This is a genomic window from Arthrobacter sp. 05N429 (assembly GCF_056397045.1).
This window is the reverse complement of record NZ_JBFTMQ010000002.1, coordinates 143,010-162,469: the sequence shown is the minus strand read 5'-3', so window position 1 is coordinate 162,469 and position 19,460 is coordinate 143,010. Positions and strand designations below refer to the sequence as shown.

15 protein-coding genes are annotated in these 19,460 nt (G+C 69.2%); 13 read left to right on the top strand and 2 right to left on the bottom strand.

The genetic code is table 11. From position 1 onward, the window contains the following. Positions 1-202: 202 nt before the first annotated feature. Positions 203-466 (bottom strand): DUF6458 family protein, encoded by a 264-nt coding sequence (locus tag AC1DF4_RS04600; protein WP_066433102.1) that lies wholly within the window; start codon positions 464-466, stop codon positions 203-205. Between the two features lie 476 nt (positions 467-942). On the opposite strand from AC1DF4_RS04600, the gene AC1DF4_RS04595 reads away from it, so the two are divergent. From AC1DF4_RS04595 to AC1DF4_RS04575, 5 genes are all read left to right on the top strand, one after another. After that, entirely contained in the window at positions 943-2,160 is a 1,218-nt protein-coding gene (locus AC1DF4_RS04595; RefSeq protein ID WP_476911764.1) for a beta-ketoacyl-[acyl-carrier-protein] synthase family protein, read from the top strand. Positions 2,161-2,169: 9 nt separating this feature from the next. After that, the gene (locus AC1DF4_RS04590) at positions 2,170-2,805 is read left to right on the top strand and encodes an alpha/beta hydrolase (RefSeq protein WP_476911763.1); all 636 of its coding nucleotides are present in this window, start codon (positions 2,170-2,172) and stop codon (positions 2,803-2,805) included. Between the two features lie 138 nt (positions 2,806-2,943). Further along, on the top strand, positions 2,944-3,978 hold the full coding sequence (locus AC1DF4_RS04585; RefSeq protein WP_476911762.1) for a LacI family DNA-binding transcriptional regulator: 1,035 nt from the start codon (positions 2,944-2,946) through the stop codon (positions 3,976-3,978). 174 nt (positions 3,979-4,152) lie between these two features. Then, the gene (locus AC1DF4_RS04580; RefSeq protein ID WP_476911761.1) at positions 4,153-4,890 is read left to right on the top strand and encodes an HAD family hydrolase; all 738 of its coding nucleotides are present in this window, start codon (positions 4,153-4,155) and stop codon (positions 4,888-4,890) included. Positions 4,891-4,983: 93 nt separating this feature from the next. Then, the gene (locus tag AC1DF4_RS04575) at positions 4,984-7,314 is read left to right on the top strand and encodes a glycoside hydrolase family 65 protein (protein WP_476911760.1); all 2,331 of its coding nucleotides are present in this window, start codon (positions 4,984-4,986) and stop codon (positions 7,312-7,314) included. A 121-nt stretch (positions 7,315-7,435) separates the two neighbouring features. On the opposite strand, the gene AC1DF4_RS04570 is transcribed toward AC1DF4_RS04575, so the two are convergent. Next, positions 7,436-8,806, bottom strand: coding sequence for an MFS transporter (locus AC1DF4_RS04570; RefSeq protein ID WP_476911759.1), 1,371 nt, complete (start codon positions 8,804-8,806; stop codon positions 7,436-7,438). A gap of 83 nt (positions 8,807-8,889) precedes the next feature. Between AC1DF4_RS04570 and AC1DF4_RS04565 the strand changes: the two genes are divergently transcribed. The 8 genes from AC1DF4_RS04565 (at position 8,890) to AC1DF4_RS04530 (ending at position 19,456) form a co-directional block, all read left to right on the top strand. Beyond that, positions 8,890-9,489 carry a hypothetical protein gene (locus tag AC1DF4_RS04565; protein ID WP_476911758.1) on the top strand — a complete coding sequence of 200 codons (600 nt, stop codon included), beginning with the start codon at positions 8,890-8,892 and terminating at the stop codon, positions 9,487-9,489. 111 nt (positions 9,490-9,600) lie between these two features. Then, the gene (locus tag AC1DF4_RS04560; RefSeq protein WP_476912184.1) at positions 9,601-10,470 is read left to right on the top strand and encodes a hypothetical protein; all 870 of its coding nucleotides are present in this window, start codon (positions 9,601-9,603) and stop codon (positions 10,468-10,470) included. Further along, complete coding sequence (locus tag AC1DF4_RS04555; RefSeq protein ID WP_476911757.1) at positions 10,461-11,210, top strand: LamB/YcsF family protein; 750 nt, start codon at positions 10,461-10,463, stop codon at positions 11,208-11,210. Before AC1DF4_RS04560 ends, AC1DF4_RS04555 begins: the two co-directional genes overlap by 10 nt. 86 nt (positions 11,211-11,296) lie before the next feature. Beyond that, positions 11,297-15,007, top strand: coding sequence for a nitrate reductase subunit alpha (locus AC1DF4_RS04550; RefSeq protein WP_476911756.1), 3,711 nt, complete (start codon positions 11,297-11,299; stop codon positions 15,005-15,007). Beyond that, complete coding sequence (narH, locus tag AC1DF4_RS04545; RefSeq protein WP_476911755.1) at positions 15,007-16,725, top strand: nitrate reductase subunit beta; 1,719 nt, start codon at positions 15,007-15,009, stop codon at positions 16,723-16,725. Before AC1DF4_RS04550 ends, narH begins: the two co-directional genes overlap by 1 nt. Next, entirely contained in the window at positions 16,722-17,342 is a 621-nt protein-coding gene (narJ, locus tag AC1DF4_RS04540) for a nitrate reductase molybdenum cofactor assembly chaperone (RefSeq protein ID WP_476911754.1), read from the top strand. The genes narH and narJ overlap by 4 nt, the downstream gene beginning before the upstream one ends. Positions 17,343-17,344: 2 nt before the next feature. Continuing rightward, positions 17,345-18,175 carry a respiratory nitrate reductase subunit gamma gene (gene narI / locus AC1DF4_RS04535; RefSeq protein ID WP_476911753.1) on the top strand — a complete coding sequence of 277 codons (831 nt, stop codon included), beginning with the start codon at positions 17,345-17,347 and terminating at the stop codon, positions 18,173-18,175. A gap of 51 nt (positions 18,176-18,226) precedes the next feature. Continuing rightward, positions 18,227-19,456: an MFS transporter gene (locus AC1DF4_RS04530; RefSeq protein ID WP_476911752.1), complete on the top strand. Its 1,230-nt coding sequence runs from the start codon at positions 18,227-18,229 to the stop codon at positions 19,454-19,456. Positions 19,457-19,460 lie beyond the last annotated feature (4 nt).

The window sequence follows — 19,460 nt, the reverse complement described above, 5'->3', positions numbered from 1 at the left end:
GGGTTGGTGAACCACGGGACATGTCCAGTCTTCGCGCCGGGGAATGAGCATATGGATGCCATGTCCATCGGCGGAGCCGCAGGCGGGGCATGTCCCCGGGCAGGGCGGGGAGCGCGGAAACCCCGCACGCCGGGCCAGACGTGAAGTCCGGCCCGGCGTGCGGGTCGTTCGGGCGGCGCGTGGTGCGTGGTGCGCCATGGGGCTAGATGCCGGCGTCGCGGCTCTCGTTGCGGGTGATGGTCTCGCCGGTGTTCGGGTCCACGACGGAGCGGGTTTCGCTGACCCGGCGGGTGCGGCTGCGGCCCGGGGAGGCCAGGACCAGGGAGGCGATCAGGCCGATCACGCCCACCACCATCAGGATGTAGCCGACCATGGTCTGGTCCACGTTCGGAATCAGTCCGGGGGCGATGGCCCAGGCAAGGATGGCGCCGAGGGCAATAAGGAAGATGGAGGAACCGATTCTCATGACTTGCTCCTTGTGTCCGGTGGGACGGATAGGTATTGCTAAGCATGCTGTCCAGCGTCACGCTACATCCCGATGCGGGTTGTTTCAACGATCTGGGCGGCGCCACTCCGGCCAGTTTTCGCACGTCAAAGTGTTTTCCGCGGCGGTTTCGGACAGTCGCGGCGCGGATCCGGCGTGCGCTTGTCTGATTCCGCAGCGGGACTCCGCCGGCGAACGCGGGCGGCTCAGTGCGGGGGATCGCACGTACTCTTAAAGGGTGCATAGGGGCGGACGCCATGCTCGCCGGCTGCACGCACGCCCGACGCCGCTCGCACCACCGCACGCCCGACCCAGCCACCGCCCGACCGCACCACCGCACGCACGCCCGACCCAGCCACCGCCCGACCCGCCACTGCACTCACCCCGACCCCGCCCCGCACGTCCGGCCCCGCCATCCAGCGGGTTACCCGAGGGGCCTCACAGAGATACCGGTACCCATGCCTGAAGCCCCCAGAGTCGTTGTCACCGGACTAGGTGCGGTGACCCCTGTCGGCGGGACCGCCCCCGAGACCTGGGCCTCGCTGCTGGCCGGTCGCTCTGGAATCGTGGCGCTCGAGGAGGACTGGGCGCAGGGCCTCCCCGTCCGCATGGCAGGCCGGGCGGACATCGACGTCGCGTCCCGGCTCACCACCCCAGAATTCAAGAGGATGGACCGGTGCGGACACCTGGCGCTGATTGCAGCCCGGGAGGCGTGGGCGCAGGCAGGCCGTCCGGAAGCTGACCCGGAGCGCCTGGCCGTCGTGATCGGCTCCGGCTACGGCGGCCTGGACACCACCCTGGAACAGACCCGGACGCTGGATGCCAGCGGCCCGCGCAGGGTATCCCCGCACACCCTCACCCGCATCATGACCAACGCCCCCGCGGCCTGGGTATCCATCGACGTCGGCGCCAAGGGCGGCGCGAGGACCCCGGTGAGCGCCTGCGCCTCCGGGGCCGAGGCCATCTCCCAGGCGGCCGACATGATCCGCGCCGGCGCGGCGGACGTGGTGATCGCCGGCGGCGTGGATTCCTGCATCAACGGACTGATCCTCAGCGGGTTCGCGCAAATCCGCGCCCTCTCCACCCGCAACGGGGACCCGCAGGCCGCATCGCGGCCCTTCGACAAGGACCGGGACGGCTTTGTTCTCGCCGAGGGCGCCGCGATCGTGGTCCTGGAACGGGAAGACCACGCCCGCGCCCGCGGGGCGGACATCCTCGGCGTCGTGGCCGGAACCGCGGTGACGTCCGACGCCGTCGACATCGTCGCCGCTGATCCAGCCATGCAGCGCCGGGTCATGGAAAGGGCGGTCACGGCCGCGGGGCTGGGTCCGCAGGACATCGGCCTGGTCCACGCCCACGCAACGTCCACTCCCGTCGGCGACCGCCTGGAGGCGGAAGCCATCAAGGACGTGCTCGGAGCCCAGGTCCCCGTCACCTCCACGAAATCCCTCACTGGGCACCTTCTCGGCGGCGCCGGTGCGCTCGGCGCCATCGTTATGATCCAGGCCCTGAAGACCGGGGCGTTCCCCGGCACCAGCAACCTTGACGAGCCCGACGGCGGGATCGACCTCAACCTCATCCGGGGAACGCTCGAGGGCCAGCGGGCCAAGGCGGGCATCGCCAACGCTTTCGGATTCGGCGGGCACAGCACCGCGCTGGTGATCACCGAAAGCTAGGCTGTCCCGATGGAGACAGTCGTCTGGTCAAAGCCGGAACACGAAAGAGCCGGCACGCCCCTGCTGGTGATGATGCACGGCTACGGCCGGGATGAATCGCGGATGACGCAGCTGTTCGAATCTCTGCCGCCCGCTTTCACCTGCGCCGCACTGCGCGGACCCAAAGTGATCGGGGACGGCTACGGCTGGTTCCTGCTGGACTACTTCCTGACCCATGACTTCGCCGACGTCATCTCCTCCACCAACGCAGTTTTCGGCTGGATCGAGTCGGTCAAGGCCCAGCACAGCAGCGTCAGCCTGTTCGGCTACTCGCAGGGAATGGCCATGGCCAGCACCCTGCTGCGGCTGCGGCCGGAACAGTTCCGGGCCGTCGTCGGGCTGTCAGGTTTTGTCCTGGAAAACGAACTCCTGGCGATGAGCGAATCGTTCGAGACCCGACCGCCCTTCTTCTGGGGCCGGGACCGCGACGACGTGGTGATCAACGACGCCGCCACGGAACACACCGAAGAGTGGCTCCACGAGCACACGCAGCTCACGGCGCGGACCTACCCCGGAATGGGGCACTCCATCTCGGCCGCCGAACTGGTGGACGCCAGCGCGTTCCTCCGCCACTACGTGCTGCGGCCGGACACCGGACCGGCCTAGCCCCCGCTGGGCCGGTGCGGCAGGGCCAAAAGTCCCCTAACTTTGTTTTTCCACTTGCGCGCCAATTTTGTAAGCGTTTACACTCGATGTGGCCATGTTTCCGGCCCACTACTTCAGGGGGAAGAAAGGGCTGAGCCCGTGCTGCAGGCCAAAGCGCCGCGCGCCACCATCCAGGACGTCGCCGCACTCTCCGGACTCTCCATCTGCACCGTCTCCCGGGCACTCCGGAACCTCCCGAACATCTCCGCCGGCGCCCAGGCCAAAGTCAGCGACGCCGCAGCCAAACTCGGGTACAAAGCCTCCCCGGCCGCTGCCCGGCTGGCCGGCGGCACCACCGGTTCAGTGGCCATCATCGCCCCCACAGCCACCGCATGGTTCTTCGCGCAGGCCGTGGAAGCGGCGGAGGAAGTGTTTGCCGGCGCCGGCTACGACACCGTCCTGATCAGCCTCCGGAACCGGCCCAGCGTGCACAGCAAGCTCTTCGGCGACCTCGCCGGGCTGTCCCAACGCGTGGATGGCATCCTGCTCCTCAATATCGCCCTCAGCGAAGCCGAACTGGCCGCCGTCGCCGCTTCCGGGCTGGCCGTGGCCAGCGTGGGCATGCACGACGTGCCCTGGGACAACGTCGGGATCGACAACGCCGAAGCGGCCCGCGCCGCCACCGAACACCTGCTGGACCTGGGCCACTGGGACGTGGCCATGCTCTCCGGCCGCGAGACCGGCGAGCCCTCACTGATCACCGCCAGCGAGCGGCTGCGCGGCTTCGAACAGGCGTTGAGTGCGCACCATGTGACGGTCGATCCGGACCTGGTGCTGGAAGCCGGGTCCAGCATTGAAGGCGGCCGGCTGGCCATGATCGAGCTGATCGAAAACCGCCGAATGCCCTCCGCAATCGTCGCTGGCTGCGATGAAACAGCCTTCGGCGCCCTCATGGCCCTGAGGGATCACGGTTTGTCTGCGCCCAAAAACATGTCCATCATAGGAATAGACGATCATCAGATGAGCTGGTTCCTGGGGTTGAGCACCATCTCCCAGCCGGTAGCCGACCAGGGCGCGTTCGCGGCCAACCTGCTGATTGACAGACTCCACCGCTCGGGACTTCCCAATCCCCCGTCCAGCCACGTGCTGGAGACCAAGCTGATAGAGCGCAAGAGCACCCGCCGCCGTCGTTGACCAGCGCCAGGCCAGCGCCCGCCCACCGCCCGGCCAGCGACACGCCCGGCACCCGCCCCGGCCGGCGCGGACTGCCGCGGGGCCCGAGGTTCCCCACGCCCCGCTGCTGGCAATCCGGCCGCCCACCGATTTAGAAACCGACTCAGATACCGCCGCCTGAAAGGACAATCGACCATGACTGAGATTTCCAACAGCACCCCGTCGAGCTGGACCAGCGCCTCCGCCATCCTCTTTGACCTCGACGGCGTCCTGACGCCCACCGCGATCGTGCACGAGCGTGCCTGGCAGGAACTCTTCGACGGCTTCCTCGCGACCGTTCCCGAGGCGCCCGGCTACCGCGAAAGCGACTACTTCGACCATATTGACGGCAAGCCGCGCTTCGACGGCGTCCGCGACTTCCTGGCCTCCCGCAACATCGTGCTGCCGGAGGGCCCGCTGGATGACGACCCGGCGCACGACACCGTCCACGGCCTGGGCAACCGCAAGAACAAGGTCTTCAACGACATCGTCGACGCAGGCGGCGTCAAGCCCTACGAAGGCTCCGTGCGGTTCATCGACGCCGCGCTGGCCCGCGGTCTCAAGGTGGCCGTCGTCTCCTCCTCACGGAACGCCCCGGCCGTGCTCAAGGCCGCCGGACTCTCGGACTACTTCCCGGTGGTGGTCGACGGCGTCGTCGCCGTGGCCGAAGGGCTTCCCGGCAAGCCCAGCCCGGCAACCTACGAGTACGCCGCCCGGCTGCTGGGCCTGCCCAGCGAGGACTGCGTCGTCGTCGAGGACGCCGTCTCCGGGGTCCAGGCCGGAAAGGCCGGAAGCTTCCACTCGGTGGTCGGCGTGGACCGCGGCGCCGGCCGGCAGACCCTGCTGGCCGCGGGAGCCACCCTCGTGGTCAACGACCTCGACGAGCTCCTCTAGCACTCCGCTTCCGCCCGGCAGGGCACGCAGACACTTTCACCGCAGCAACGTTCACCGCGCAGTACCTTTCACCGCCCTAAGGAAATCCCCACCATGGCACTCATCACCTCGGACCGCGCACGGTTCCCCAACGACCCCTGGCAGCTCGTTGAAACCGTCCACCTCCCCGGCAACGCCGGCACACTGGAGACGCTCTTCAGCCTGGGCAACGGCCACCTCGGCATCCGCGGCGCCCACTGGGCAGCCGCCGACGCCGAGCTGCCGGGCAGCTTCATCAACGGTTTCCACGAAACCTGGGACATCAAGCACGCGGAGAACGCCTACGGCTTCGCCCGCACCGGCCAGCGGATCCTCTACATCCCGGACGCCAACAACTTCACGGTGATCATCGACGGCGAAACCCTGAACCTGGACGAATCCACCGTGCTGGACTACCGGCGGAGTGTCGACTTCGCCACCGGCGTCTACGAATGCCGGATCACCTGGCAGTGCCGCTCCGGTGCCACCGTGACCACCACCGAACGCCGCGCGGTCGGCTACGAGTCCCGCGGTGCGCTCGGCATCTCGCTGGAACTCGCCGCGGACCGGGACGTCTCCGCTGACGTGACCTCCTCGGTGATCAACCGCCAGGACCAGCCGGTCGAGGACCACTCGGCCCACGACCCGCGCCGCGCCGGCCGCCACGCCGGGCGCGTGCTGCTGCCGGTGCGGCTCGACGGCGGCGACGGCTCGCTTCGCCTGTCCTGGGAGACCGCCGAATCCAAGCAGCGCATCGGTTTGGCCGTGGACCACTGGACGAACGCCGGCGTACAGCCCTTCGACACCCAGGTGCACGAGGACGACAGCAGCGTCCGCTACGTCCTGGCTGTCGGAGCCGACGAGCCGTTCGTCCTGGAGAAGAGCGTCAGCTACGCCGTCGGGCAGGCCTCCGCGGACCTGGCCGACGACGCCGAAGCCGGACTCAAGCCGCTCGCGGACATCTTCGCCGAAAGCGCCGCGCACTACCGCGGCTACTGGGCCACGAGCGACATCGTCCTCGCCGGCCAGACCGAACTCCAGCAGGCCGTCCGCTGGAACCTCTTCCAGCTGGCCCAGGCCACGGCCTGCGCCGACGTCGCCGGCATCCCGGCCAAGGGCGTGTCCGGCTCGGGCTACGACGGGCACTACTTCTGGGACCAGGAGGTGTACCTGATGCCGTACCTGACGTACACGAGCCCGGGCAGCGCCCGCCAGGTCCTCGAGTTCCGCCACGAGATGCTGCCCGACGCCAAGATCCGCGCCAAGGAGCTGAGCGTGGACGGCGCCCTGTTCCCCTGGCGGACCATCAACGGGCTGGAGGCCAGCGCCTACTACGCCGCCGGCACCGCCCAGTTCCACATCGCCGCCGCGATCGCCTTCGCAACCAACCGCTACATCTGGGCCAGCGGCGACCAGGCGTTCCAGGAAACCCTCGGCTCCGAACTGCTGATCGAGACCGCCCGGATGTGGGCCTCGCTGGGCTTCTTCGGCAAGGACGGGCTTTTCCACATCCACGGCGTCACCGGCCCGGACGAGTACACCGCCGTCGTCAACGACAACCTGTACACCAACGTGATGGCCAGGTTTAACCTGCGCGCCGCCGCCGAGCTGGACCACCCGGAGATCGACGACGCCGAACGCGAGTTCTGGGTGCAGGCCGCCAACCGGATGCAGTTGCCCTACGACGAGGACCTCCAGGTGCACTCGCAGGACAACGACTTCATGACCCTGGAGCCGTGGGACTGGAGCACGCCGCGGTCCAAGTACCCGCTGCTGCTGCACTTCCACCCGCTGGTGATCTACCGGCACCAGGTCCTTAAGCAGGCGGACAGTGTGCTGGCCATGTTCCTGCAGTGGCAGGACTTCACCGCCGAGGAGAAGCGCCGCGCCTTCGACTTCTACGACCCCATCACCACCGGCGACTCCACCCTGTCCGCCTGCGTGCAGGGCATCATGGCGGCCGAGGTCGGCTACGGCCGGGCCGCGCTGGACCACTTCACCCACGCCTTGTTCATCGACCTTGACGACACGCACGGCAACACGATCGACGGCGTCCACATCGCCTCCACCGGCGGGGTCTGGAGCTCGCTGGTCAGCGGCTTCGCGGGCCTGCGGGACCAGGGCGCGGTGCCGTACTTCGACCCGCGGCTGCCCGCCGAATGGGACGGGCTGTCCTTCCACCTCAAGATCCAGGGCCGGCTGCTGCAGCTCGAGCTGGAACAGGGTGCCATCACCCTGACCGTCCGCGAGGGCGCACCGCTGGAGGTCGATGTGCGCGGCGAACTGCTGACGGTCGACGGCGACCCGGTCCGGGTTCCGCTGGCCCCGGTCGCGGCGCCCGAGCCCACGATCTTCCCGAGTGGACTTCCGACGTCGTCCATCCCGATAGTGCGCGCGGCGGTCTGACTCACCTCCAAAGCAACGCGGGGTCAGCTACGGCCCGTCACCCCGCCGACATCGGCGCCGGGTGACCCCGCGACGCTTCGGAGCGGGCAGATCAGGGCGGCCGGGCGGCGTCGGTCCGCCCTCAACTGCCCGCGCGGCGGTTGCCCGACCGTTCCGCGGCGCCGGTTCCGGTGCCGAAGCCGGAGCCTTCGGCGCTCCCGCCCGCATCGAGGCTCTCGCGGCCGTCCTCCAGGGGGTGGGCGTGTTCATCGGCCCGCATCCGCGCGGCGGTCATGGCGACGATGGCCATGACCGGGCACACGGTCCCGGCGACCAGGAAGATCAGGCCGACCGGCACGACCTCGGCGGCGGGGCCGGCGAGGGCCATGGAGACCGGCATGAGCGCCAGCGACACGAAGAAGTCCAGGCTTGAAACACGGCCCAGCAGGTGCGGGGGCACGCGGCGCTGCAGCAGGGTGCCCCAGATGACCATGCCCATGCCGCCGGTGGCGCCGAAGATGAACAGCGCGACCGCCAGCGCCCAGAAGCTGTCCATGATGCCGACGGCGGCGAGCGGCAGGGTGCCGGCGCCCCAGCTCACCATCATCACGGTGAGGTAGCGGCGTGGAAGCGGGAACGAGGCCGTGGCCAGTGACGCCGCGGCGCCGCCGACGCCCATGACCGCGAGCAGGAAGCCGAACATGCGGGAGTCGCCGCCGAGCTGGTCGCGGACCACGAACGGCAGGAGCACCTCGATGGGGCCGATCAGGAACAGCACCGAGATGCAGGCCCACAGCAGGGTCCACAGCAGCCAGGGCGTGCGGACTGTATAGCTGACACCCTCGCGGAGGTCGTGCAGCACGGACGTCCTGGCGCGGGGGCCCGCATCGGCGCCGGCCTGCGCGCCATCCGCGTGCGGCAGGGGCTGGCGCCGGAGCAGGTTGAGGATGCAGAACGCCAGCAAGTGGCAGGCCGCCACCCCCGTCACAGCGTGCGCGGGGGACAGGGCGGCCACCAGGATGCCGGCGACGGCGGGTCCGGCGGCCTGCTGCAGGATGGGCCGCATGGTCCCTTCCATGCCGTTGGCGGCGAGCAGGTCCTCCGGCGGCAGGATCCGGGGGAGGATGGCGGAGTAGGCCGGGAAGAAGAACGCGGCCCCGACGCCCAGCACAAACGCGCCGAGCGCCAGGTGCCAGAGCTGCAGCCAGCCCAGCATGGCCAGCCCGCTGATGCTGGCGATGACGGCGAGGTTGACGCCCTCCACCGCGATGATCAGGGGCCGCTGGGCGAACCGGTCCGCTGCGATGCCGCCCGCCAGCAGGAACGCGACGAGGCCCACGCTGCCCGCCGCCGCCACGAGGGAGAGCTCCAGCGGGCCCCCGCCCAGATGGATCACCTCGTAAACCATCGCCACGGCCCACATCCCGGAGCCGAAAATGGAGATGGCCAAAGCCGCAATCAGCACACGGTATTCCCGGTGCGCGAACGGCCGGAAGGCCCGCAGTGAACGCATGGATTCAGTCTAAACGCGGCACCTCGCCCGAGGACCGGCGGGGCGCTTCCGCCGGGGCGGCCGCCCCCGGATAGGCTCCTGTCATGAATACATCGGCCGCATCCGTCACCGCGACTTCGCGGCGAAGCCTGGCCTTCATCGGCACGAACGCGGGACTCGCCCTGCACCCCGTGAATTCCCGCGGAATGCTGTTGCCGGGCGAACCGGCGAGCTGCTTCGCGTCCTTCTGGACGGCCGACTGGTCACGCTGGGGCGTCGGCCATGCCCTGCTGGTCGCCACCCTCCAGGGGTGGCGGAGCTACGGGTCCAACGAGTCCCTTGCCGCCTCCCTGGCCGCCGAACTGACGCGCCACTTCCCGGAAGCCGCCCGGTTCCCGCTGGGCGGCATCAGCCACACCCACGACGAGTTCGACGTCGAGCTCGACGCCGGGCACGGCCTCCGCGCGACCGGACGGAAGGCCGAGCTGGAGATCGGCGGTGTCCTGGACCGCCGGCAGTTCGCCGCTCCCAACTTCCAGCTCGGCGACTCCAGCGCCGCGCTCAGCAACGTGTACCTGCCGTGCAGTACCGGCCGGCTCGTGGAATTCGGGGTCGAATGGCCCGGCGCCGCCACCGTGTACCCGGGGCCGATCGGCCCGGCGTCGTCCGCCTTTGTGGCGGTGGCTGAATCGTGGGCTCTCTAGCTGGCCTGCCCGGCGGCCGCTGAGGCGCTGAGGCGCGGACGGAGGGGCCGGTGGCCTAGTGTTAACACCGGACGAAAACTCAGCACCCTTACGGTTCACGGAGAGGCGATGATGGCCAAGCGCAGCAACCCGGCAGTAAAGATTGCCCAGAAGTCAGCACACAACGCGATGTTCGACGCCGACGGCAAGCCCAAGCCGGGCATCCACAACGTGCTCCTGCGGGCCGTTGAAGTCCAGCGCCCCCTGGTGCTGGCGAACCTCCGCCGGCTCCAGCGCAGGCACCCGCACTCCACCGCGGCTCAGCTCGCCGCGACGCTGGAACGCGACTACCTCCTGGCCGTCACCGGCGGCGGCGCGCTGGTGGGCGGCGCCGCCGTCATTCCCGGCGTCGGGACCGCCGCGGCACTGGGCCTCTCGGCCGCCGCGACCGTCGGCTTCCTCGAAGCCACCGCTCTCTTCTCCACCTCCCTCGCCGAACTCCACGGTGTGCGGCTGGTGGACCCCGAGAAAGCCAGCACCCTGGTCATGGCGATCATGCTGGGCGAAGAGGGCACCGCGCTGCTGAGCTCCCTGAGCGGGCAGGCCGCGGGGCAGGGCAAGGGCCCCACCCAGGCCTGGGGCTCCCTGTTCGCCCGACGGGTACCGCTGGCCGGCTTCGGCACGGTGCGGGAACGCATCCAGACGATGTTCCTCCGTACTCTCCTGAAACAGCAGGGCACAGCCTGGCTGGGCCGCGCACTGCCGTTCGGCATCGGCGCCGTCGTGGGCGGTGTGGGCAACCGGGTGATGGGCCGCGCCGTCGTCGCGAACGCCAAGGAAGCGTTCGGCCCGATGCCGCTCGTCATTCCCGGCGAGCTGGGCGGCCCGCCGCAGGCCGCCGGCCCGGCACCACGGCAGGGCAGGGACACGCTGGACCAGGAATCCAAGGACAAGGACACAAAGAACAACCCGGCCCAGGAAGGCGGCACGTTTTGGATCTGAACGCTGATCTGGGGGAGTCCTTCGGGACCTGGAACATGGGCGACGACGCCGCGATGCTCCCGCTGGTCACCAGCGCCAGCGTGGCCTGCGGGCTGCACGCCGGGGACCCCGTGACCATGCTGGACACCTGCCGGGCAGCCTACGAGCTGGATGTCCGGGTGGGCGCCCACCTCGGCTACCCGGACTTGGCCGGCTTCGGCCTCCGGACCATGGACATCACCTTCGATGACCTCTTCGGTGCGGTGCTGTACCAGCTCGGCGCCTTGGACGGGGTGGCGCACGCCGTCGGCGCCTCGGTGGACTACGTCAAGCTGCACGGCGCGCTCTACGACCGGACCGTGCGCGACGCCGAGCAGGCCTCCGCCGTCGTCGCCGCCATCCAGGCCTACGATCCGGGACTTCCCATCCTGGGCCTGGAGGGTTCAGCCCTGCTTGGGATCGCCCGGGAAGCCGGCAACCCGGTGTTCCACGAAGCCTTCGCCGACCGCGCCTACCTGCCTGACGGCACGCTGGTGCCGCGCCTGGAGCAGGAATCCGTGATTGAAGACCCTGAGGAGATCGTCGAACGGGCGCTTCGCCTGGCCCTCAAGGGCGAAGTCCTGGCGGTCGATGGCACGGTCATCACGCTCACGCCGCATTCCCTGTGCCTGCACGGCGACACCCCGGGCTCGGTGGCAGTGGCCGCCGCAGTCCGCGCCTCGCTGGAGAAGGCAGGCATCGAACTGGAGTCCTTCGCCTAGAGGCGGCCCATCCCCTCCCGCCGTCCAGCCCTGCCCAGTGTCGTAAGGCCCTATCCGGGGCAGAATCCGGCCCATAGCTTGAGGGCATGACTGCCGGAGGCGCCGCGGGGCTGGACGGACCCGCCTCGGATGCAATGTTGAAGCTGGGCCGATTCTTCACGAAATGGGACCAGACCGAGGACGGCAGGGCGGTGTTCCGGGAGGGCGGCCGCAAGGGCGACATCTTCTACCGGGACCGCTGGAGCCACGACAAGGTGGTCCGCTCCACGCACGGGGTAAACTGCACCGGCTCCTGCTCCTGGAAGGTGTACGTCAAGGACGGCATCATCACCTGGGAATCCCAGCAGACCGACTACCCCTCGGTGGGCCCGGACAGCCCGGAATACGAACCGCGGGGCTGCCCGCGCGGGGCAGCCTTCTCCTGGTACACCTACTCGCCCACCCGGGTCCGGTTCCCCTACGCCCGCGGCGTCCTGGTCGAGATGTACCGCGAAGCCAAGGCCCGGCTGGGCGACCCGGTGCTGGCCTTCGCCGACGTCGTCGGGGACCCGGAGCGGCGCCGCCGCTACCAGCAGGCCCGCGGCAAGGGCGGCCTGGTCCGCGTCTCCTGGAAGGAAGCGATCGAAATCGCCGCCGCCGCCCACGTGAACACGATCAAGAGCTACGGCCCGGACCGCTGCGCCGGGTTCTCGCCCATCCCCGCGATGTCCATGGTCTCGCATGCCGTCGGGACCCGCTTCATCCAGCTGATCGGCGGGGTGATGACGTCCTTCTACGACTGGTACGCCGACCTCCCCGTGGCCAGCCCGCAGGTCTTCGGCGACCAGACCGACGTCCCCGAATCCGGCGACTGGTGGGACGCCCGCTACCTCATGATGTGGGGCTCCAACGTCCCCGTCACCCGCACCCCGGACGCGCACTGGATGGCCGAGGTGCGGTACCGCGGCACCAAAGTGGTCACCGTCAGCCCGGACTATGCGGACAACACCAAGTTCGCCGACGAATGGCTCCCCGCGCAGGCCGGAACCGACGCCGCGCTGGCCATGGCGATGGGCCACGTCATGCTCAAGGAATTCTTCGTCGACCGCGAGGTGCCGTTCTTCGCCGACTACGTCCGCCAGTACACCGACCTGCCGTTCCTGGTCCGGCTCGAACGGCGCGACGACGGCTCGCTCACTCCGGCCAAGTTCCTCACCGCCAAGGACCTCCCCGCCGAAGCCGGGGCCGAGGACGCGGCGTTCCGCACCGTCCTGTTCGACAAGGCCACCGGACGCCCGATGGTCCCCAACGGCTCCCTGGGGTTCCGCTACTCCGGCAGCGGCGAGGGCAAATGGAACCTTGACCTTGAGGGAATCGATCCCGCACTGTCGCTGCGCGAGGTCTCCGGGGAAAGCGCCGAGATCCTGCTGCCGTGTTTCGAGGACGCCGGAGGGGAGGGCAGCGTGCTCCGGCGCGGCGTGCCGGTCCTGGAAGTGGAGGGCCAGCTGGTCACCACCGTGTTCGACCTCATGCTGGCCCAGTACGGCGTGGGCCGCGACGGGCTCCCGGGGGACTGGGCCGCCGGCTATGACGACGCGGCGACGCCCTACACCCCGGCCTGGCAGGAGGAGATCACCTCCGTCCCGGCGCAGGCCTGCATCCGGGTGGCCCGCGAATTCGCCCGCAACGCCGAGCAGTCCAAGGGCCGGTCCATGATCATCATGGGCGCCGGGATCTGCCAGTGGTTCCACGGCGACACCACGTACCGGGCGGTGCTGGCGCTGGTGATGCTGACCGGCTGCATGGGCCGCAACGGCGGCGGCTGGGCGCACTACGTGGGCCAGGAAAAGACGCGGCCGGTCACCGGCTGGCTGTCCCTGGCCAACGCCCTGGACTGGTCCAGGCCGCCGCGGACCATGATCGGCACCGGCTACTGGTACATGCACACGGACCAGTGGCGGCAGGACGGCTACTCCGCGGATGCGCTGAAATCCCCGCTTTCCACCGGGGCCCTGGACGGCATGCACACCGCCGACGCGCTGGCCCAGTCCGCCCGGCTCGGCTGGATGCCCTTCTACCCGCAGTTCGACCGCAACCCGCTGGACCTCGCGGACGAGGCGGAGGCCGCCGTCGCTGCCGGCACCGCGCAGGACACGCCCGGCTACATCGCGGATGCGCTGAAGAACCGCACGCTGAATCCGGCGATCGAGGACGTGGACGCCCCGGAAAACTGGCCGCGGACCCTCGTGCTGTGGCGCTCCAACCTGTTCGGCTCCTCGGCCAAGGGCAACGAGTACTTCCTGCGGAACCTCCTGGGCACCCACAACAACGTCCTGGGCCCGGACCATGCCGAGGGGCTCAAACCCAAGGACGTGAAATGGCATGAGCAGGCGCCGGAAGGAAAACTGGACCTGCTGGTCTCCGCGGACTTCCGGATGACCTCCACCACCCTGCTGTCCGACGTCGTGTTCCCGGCCGCCACCTGGTACGAGAAGCACGACCTGTCCTCCACCGACATGCACCCCTTCGTGCACGCCTTCACCCCGGCGATCGACCCGCCGTGGGAAACCAAAACGGATTTCGACATGTTCCACCTGCTGGCCCAGGAGTTCTCCCGGATGGCCAGGACCCACCTGGGCGTGCGCCGGGACCTGGTCAGCGTGCCGCTGCAGCACGACACCCCCGGCCAGCTCGCCCAGCCCGGCGGGATCGTGCGGGACTGGCGGGACACGTCCATCCCCGCGGTCCCGGGGCAGAACATGCCCGTCTTTTCCGTGGTGGAGCGGGACTACACCGCCATCGCGGACAAGCTGGCCGCCGTCGGGCCGCTGGCCGACAAGCTCGGCTTCACGGTCAAGAACGTCACGTACAAACTCGCCGGACCGCTGGACCGGCTCAGCCGCTCCAACGGGGTGATGCTCGGCGGCGCCGCGGACGGCCGGCCCGCGATCGACACCGACGCGAAAATGGCGGAGGCCATCCTTGCCTTCTCCGGCACCACCAACGGCGCCCTGTCCCTCCAAGGCTTCAAGGACCTCGAGATCCGGACCGGGAGGAAACTGGCCGACCTGTCCGAGGGCTCCGAGGAAAAATTCATCACCTTCGCCCAGACCCAGGCCGCCCCGGTCCCGGTGATCACCTCGCCGGAATGGTCCGGTTCGGAGACCGGCGGCCGGCGCTACGCACCGTTCACCATCAACATCGAGCGGCTCAAGCCCTTCCACACCCTGACCGGGCGGATGCACTTCTTCCTCGATCACGACTGGATCCGGGACATCGGCGAGGGGCTGCCGATCTACCGGCCGCCGCTGGACATGCACCGGCTTTTCGGCGAACCCAGACTCGGCCAGGACGGGTCCATGGAGGTGGTGGTCCGCTACCTGACTCCGCACTCCAAATGGTCCATCCACTCCGAATACCAGGACAACCTGCTGATGCTCTCGCTGTCCCGCGGCGGACCCACGGTCTGGATGAGCCCCGCCGACGCGGAGTCCATTCAGGTCAAGGACAACGACTGGGTGGAATGCCTCAACATCAACGGCGTCCTGGTGGCCCGGGCGATCGTCAGCCACCGCATGCCGGCCGGCGTGGTCTACGTCCACCACGCGCAGGAACGCACCATCGACGTGCCGAAGTCCGAGGCCACAGGCCGGCGCGGCGGCATCCACAACTCGGTGACCCGGCTGCTGGTCAAGCCCTCGCACCTGATCGGCGGCTACGCCCAGCTGGCGTACGCGTTCAACTACCTCGGCCCCACCGGAAACCAGCGCGACATGGTGGCCACTGTCCGGCGCCGTTCCCAGGAGGTGCAGTACTGATGCGTGTGATGGCTCAAATGGGCATGGTCATGAACCTGGACAAATGCATCGGCTGCCACACCTGTTCCGTGACCTGCAAGCAGGCATGGACCAACCGTGCGGGCACCGAATACGTCTGGTTCAACAACGTCGAAACCCGCCCCGGCCAGGGCTACCCGCGCCGGTACGAGGACCAGGAGAAATGGCGGGGCGGCTGGGTGCTGAACAAGCGCGGCAAGCTGGTGCTCAAGGCCGGCGGCCGGGTCAAGAAGATGTTCGGGATCTTCGCCAGCCCGGTGCAGCCCGAGCTCAAGGACTACTACGAGCCGTGGACCTACGACTACAAGACCCTCGTGGACGCGCCGCTGGGGGACGACTTCCCGGTGGCCCGGCCCAAGTCCCTGATCACTGGGGAGGACACCAAGGTCACCTGGTCCGCGAACTGGGACGACGACCTGGGCGGCTCCGCGGAAAACGGCCACCTGGACCCGATCGTGGAAAAGGTCCGGCGCGAATCCGAAGACAAGATCAAGTTCGCCTACGAGCAGACCTTCATGTTCTACCTCCCGCGGATCTGCGAGCACTGCCTGAACCCCTCCTGCATGGCCTCCTGCCCCTCCGGCGCCATCTACAAACGCGTGGAGGACGGGATCGTCCTGGTGGACCAGGACAAATGCCGCGGCTGGCGCCAGTGCGTCACCGGCTGCCCGTACAAGAAGATCTACTTCAACCACAAGACCGGCAAGGCCGAGAAGTGCACCTTCTGCTACCCGCGGGTGGAGGTGGGCCTGCCGACGGTCTGCTCGGAAACCTGCGTGGGGCGGCTGCGGTACCTGGGGCTGTTCCTGTACGACGCCGACGCCGTCACCGCGGCGGCCGCCGTCACCGATCCTCAGGAACTCTACGACGCCCAGATGGACGTCCTGCTGGACCCGAACGATCCCGCGGTGCAGGCCGACGCCCGCGCCCAGGGCATCCCGGAGGACTGGCTCGACGCGGCCCGGCGCTCGCCGGTCTACGCCCTGGCCAAGGTCTACAAGGTGGCGCTGCCGCTGCACCCCGAATACCGGACCATGCCGATGGTCTGGTACGTGCCGCCGCTGTCCCCGGTGGTGGACCTGCTGCGCGACCAGGGGCACGACGGCGAGGATCACGGCAACCTCTTCGGCGCCATCGACGCGCTGCGCATCCCGGTGGAATACCTCGCCGAACTCTTCACCGCCGGCGACGCCGACAGGGTCACCGCGGTGCTGAGGAAGCTCGCGGCCATGCGCTCCTTCATGCGCGGCATCAGCCTGGGCAACGACCCCGACGACTCCATCCCGGAAGCCGTGGGCATGGACAGCCAGAGCATGTACGAGATGTACCGGCTGATGGCGATCGCGAAGTACGAGGAGCGCTACGTCATCCCGAAGGCCCACGTGGAACAGGCCCACGACCTCGAGGAGATGGGCTGCTCGCTGGATTTCGACGGCGGACCCGGAATGCAGGATTCCGCGCCGTTCGGCGAAGCGAGCGGCCGGCCGGTCCCGGTGGCCGTGGAGACCTTCAACGCCCTCCGCGACCGGCAGACTTCCGGCTCCGCGCCCGGCGACACCACCCTGCGCGGGCGGGTGAACCTGCTGAACTGGGACGGCACGGGCGCACCCTCGGGGCTTTTTCCGGAGAAGCCGCTCTCTCCGAAGAAACCGTCCGGAGATCCCGGGGGCTCCGATACCCAACCGGGGGAGCGGCCGTGACCCGGCGCGAGCAGGTCGTCTACCTCGCGGCGGCCTGGTGCCTGTCCTACCCGGACGAGGACCTCATCGGCCGGGTGCCGCTCATGCGCGCCGCGCTGGGCGAGTTTCCCGGCGCCGTCGCGGATTTCCAGGAGGTCTTGGATTCGCTGGAGTCCACGCCGCCCATGGAAATCCAGGCCCGGTACGTGCGCGAGTTCGACCTTGGAAAACGCCACGCCCTGCACCTGTCCTACTGGACGGACGGGGACACCCGGCGCCGCGGCGACGTCCTGGGGAACTTCAAGAAAACGTACCGGCAGAGCGACATCCTGGTGGACACCCACGGCGAACTGCCCGACTACCTCCCGATGGTCCTCGAGTACGCCGCGCTGGTGGACCTCGCGGCCGGCCGCGGGTTGCTGACCCGCTTCCGGGCGAGCCTGGAGATGCTCCGCTTCGGGCTGCTCCGGGACGAACTTCCGCACGCCCGGATCCTACAGGCCATTTGCGCCACGCTGCCGGGGAAGTCGCCGGCCGACGAGCAGGCCGTCATGCGGATGGCCGGCTACGGACCGCCCACCGAAGCGGTGGGCCTGGACCCCTACGATCCGCGCCTGCTGCCCGTGAAGGGGGCCTGACCATGCTGGCATCCGAAGCCGAGTCCGGAGCCGCCGGGCTCACCGCACTGGACATCGTGCTCTGGGGCGTCCTGCCCTACGTCATGGTCGTTGTGCTGGTGGGCGGTCTGGTCTGGCGCTACAAGTACGACCAGTTCGGCTGGACCACACGGTCCTCCCAGCTCTACGAATCCCGGCTGCTGCGGATCGCCTCCCCGCTGTTCCATTTCGGCCTGCTCGCCGTGATCGCCGGCCACTTCTTCGGTCTGGTCATTCCCATGGCGTGGACCCGGGCCGTGGGCATGAGCCAGGACTTCTACCACTTCAACGCCCTCTTCGTCGGCGGGATCGCGGGGGTGGGGACCCTGGGCGGGATCCTCCTCCTGATTTACCGCCGCCGCACCACCGGTCCGGTCTTCATGGCCACCACCAACAACGACAAGGCCATGTATGTGGTGCTCACCGCGGCCATTGTGTTCGGCCTGTGGACCACCCTGGCCAGCGTCTTCGAGGGCGAGCACGGGCACAACTACCGTGAAACCGTGGCCCCCTGGTTCCGCTCCCTGTTCATCCTCCAGCCGGACCTTGCGGCCATGGCCGCCGCGCCGTTCTCCTTCCACCTGCACACCCTGGTGGGCATGGCCCTCTTCGTGATCTGGCCCTTCACCCGCCTGGTCCACGCCTTCACCGCCCCGTTCCACTATCTGTTCCGTCCCTACATCGTCTACCGCTCGCGTGACCGGGATCGGGATGGCGGCAAAGCAGGCGCCGCTGGTGCGCGGAGTTCGACGGTCGCCGCCCGCCGCGGCTGGTCCGCCGTCGGAACCCGCGACCGCGACACCCGGAACCGCTGAGCCGGGCTGAAGCCGCCTTGTTGAACTGACGTCGAACTGAGAGGAAGTCCAGTGGCCGGATCCGTGCCCGTTCCTTCGACCGCCCCAGCCGGGCGGACACGCAACCTGGTGCTCGCCACCTCGGCGTCGGTGGCCGGGTTCTGGGCCTGGAACTCGGTGGCCACCCTCGGCGCCTTCTATACGGTGAATCTTCAGCTGACCCCGGCCGCCACCGGCGTGCTCGTGGCGATGCCGGTGTTCGTCGGCTCGCTGGGCCGGATCGTCGTCGGCGCCCTGACGGACAAGCACGGCGGCCGGGCGATGTTCACCTTCGTGCTGCTGGCCTCGATCCTGCCGATCCTGCTCGTGGCGGTCGGCGGGCTGCTGAGTTCCTTTGCCCTGGTGCTGGGGGCCGCACTGCTGCTGGGCGTCGCCGGAACGGTCTTCGCCGTCGGGATCCCCTTCGTCAGCGCCTGGTACGAGCCTTCCCGGCGCGGCTTCGCCACCGGCGTCTTCGGCGCGGGCATGGGCGGCACGGCGCTGGCGGCGTTCCTGAACCCCCGGCTGGTCGCCGGGATCGGCTACCTCCCCACGCACCTGCTGATCGCGGCGGTCCTCGCGGTCATGGCCGCCCTGGTCTGGTTCATGATGAAGGAAGCTCCGGGCTGGACCGGCAACAACCTCCCCGTCCTGCCCAAGCTGATCGATGCCGTGAAGACCCCGGTCACGTGGAAGATGTGCTTCCTCTACGCCGTGGTCTTCGGCGGCTTCGTTTCCTTCGCCACGTACCTGCCCACCTACCTCCGCGACGTGTATAGCTTCGACCCGAGCGGTGCCGGGGCGCGCACGGCCGGTTTCGCGCTGGCGGCCGTGCTGGCACGGCCGCTGGGCGGCGTGCTCGCGGACAAGTTCGGGCCCAAGCCGGTCGTGATCACCTCGCTGACGGGCGTTGCGGTCCTGGCGTGGGTGGTGAACCTGCAGCCCGACGGCGAAGTCCCCGCCGGCCTGACGTTCGTCGCCATGGCGGCGGCGCTGGGACTCGGGACGGGCGGGGTGTTCGCCTGGGTGGGGGTGCTCGCCCCGCCGGGCAAAGTCGGCAGCATCAGCGGTGTGGTCAGCGCGGCCGGGGGCCTGGGCGGCTACTTTCCGCCGCTGATCATGGGAGCGACGTACGACGCCGCGACCCACAGCTACTCGATCGGGCTGACACTCCTGGTGGTCACGGCGCTGGCGGCGCTGGCCTTCACGATCTTTGCCGTGCCCGGCCGGGCGAAGACCGTGCAGGCCAGCGCGGCCGCCTAGCCAG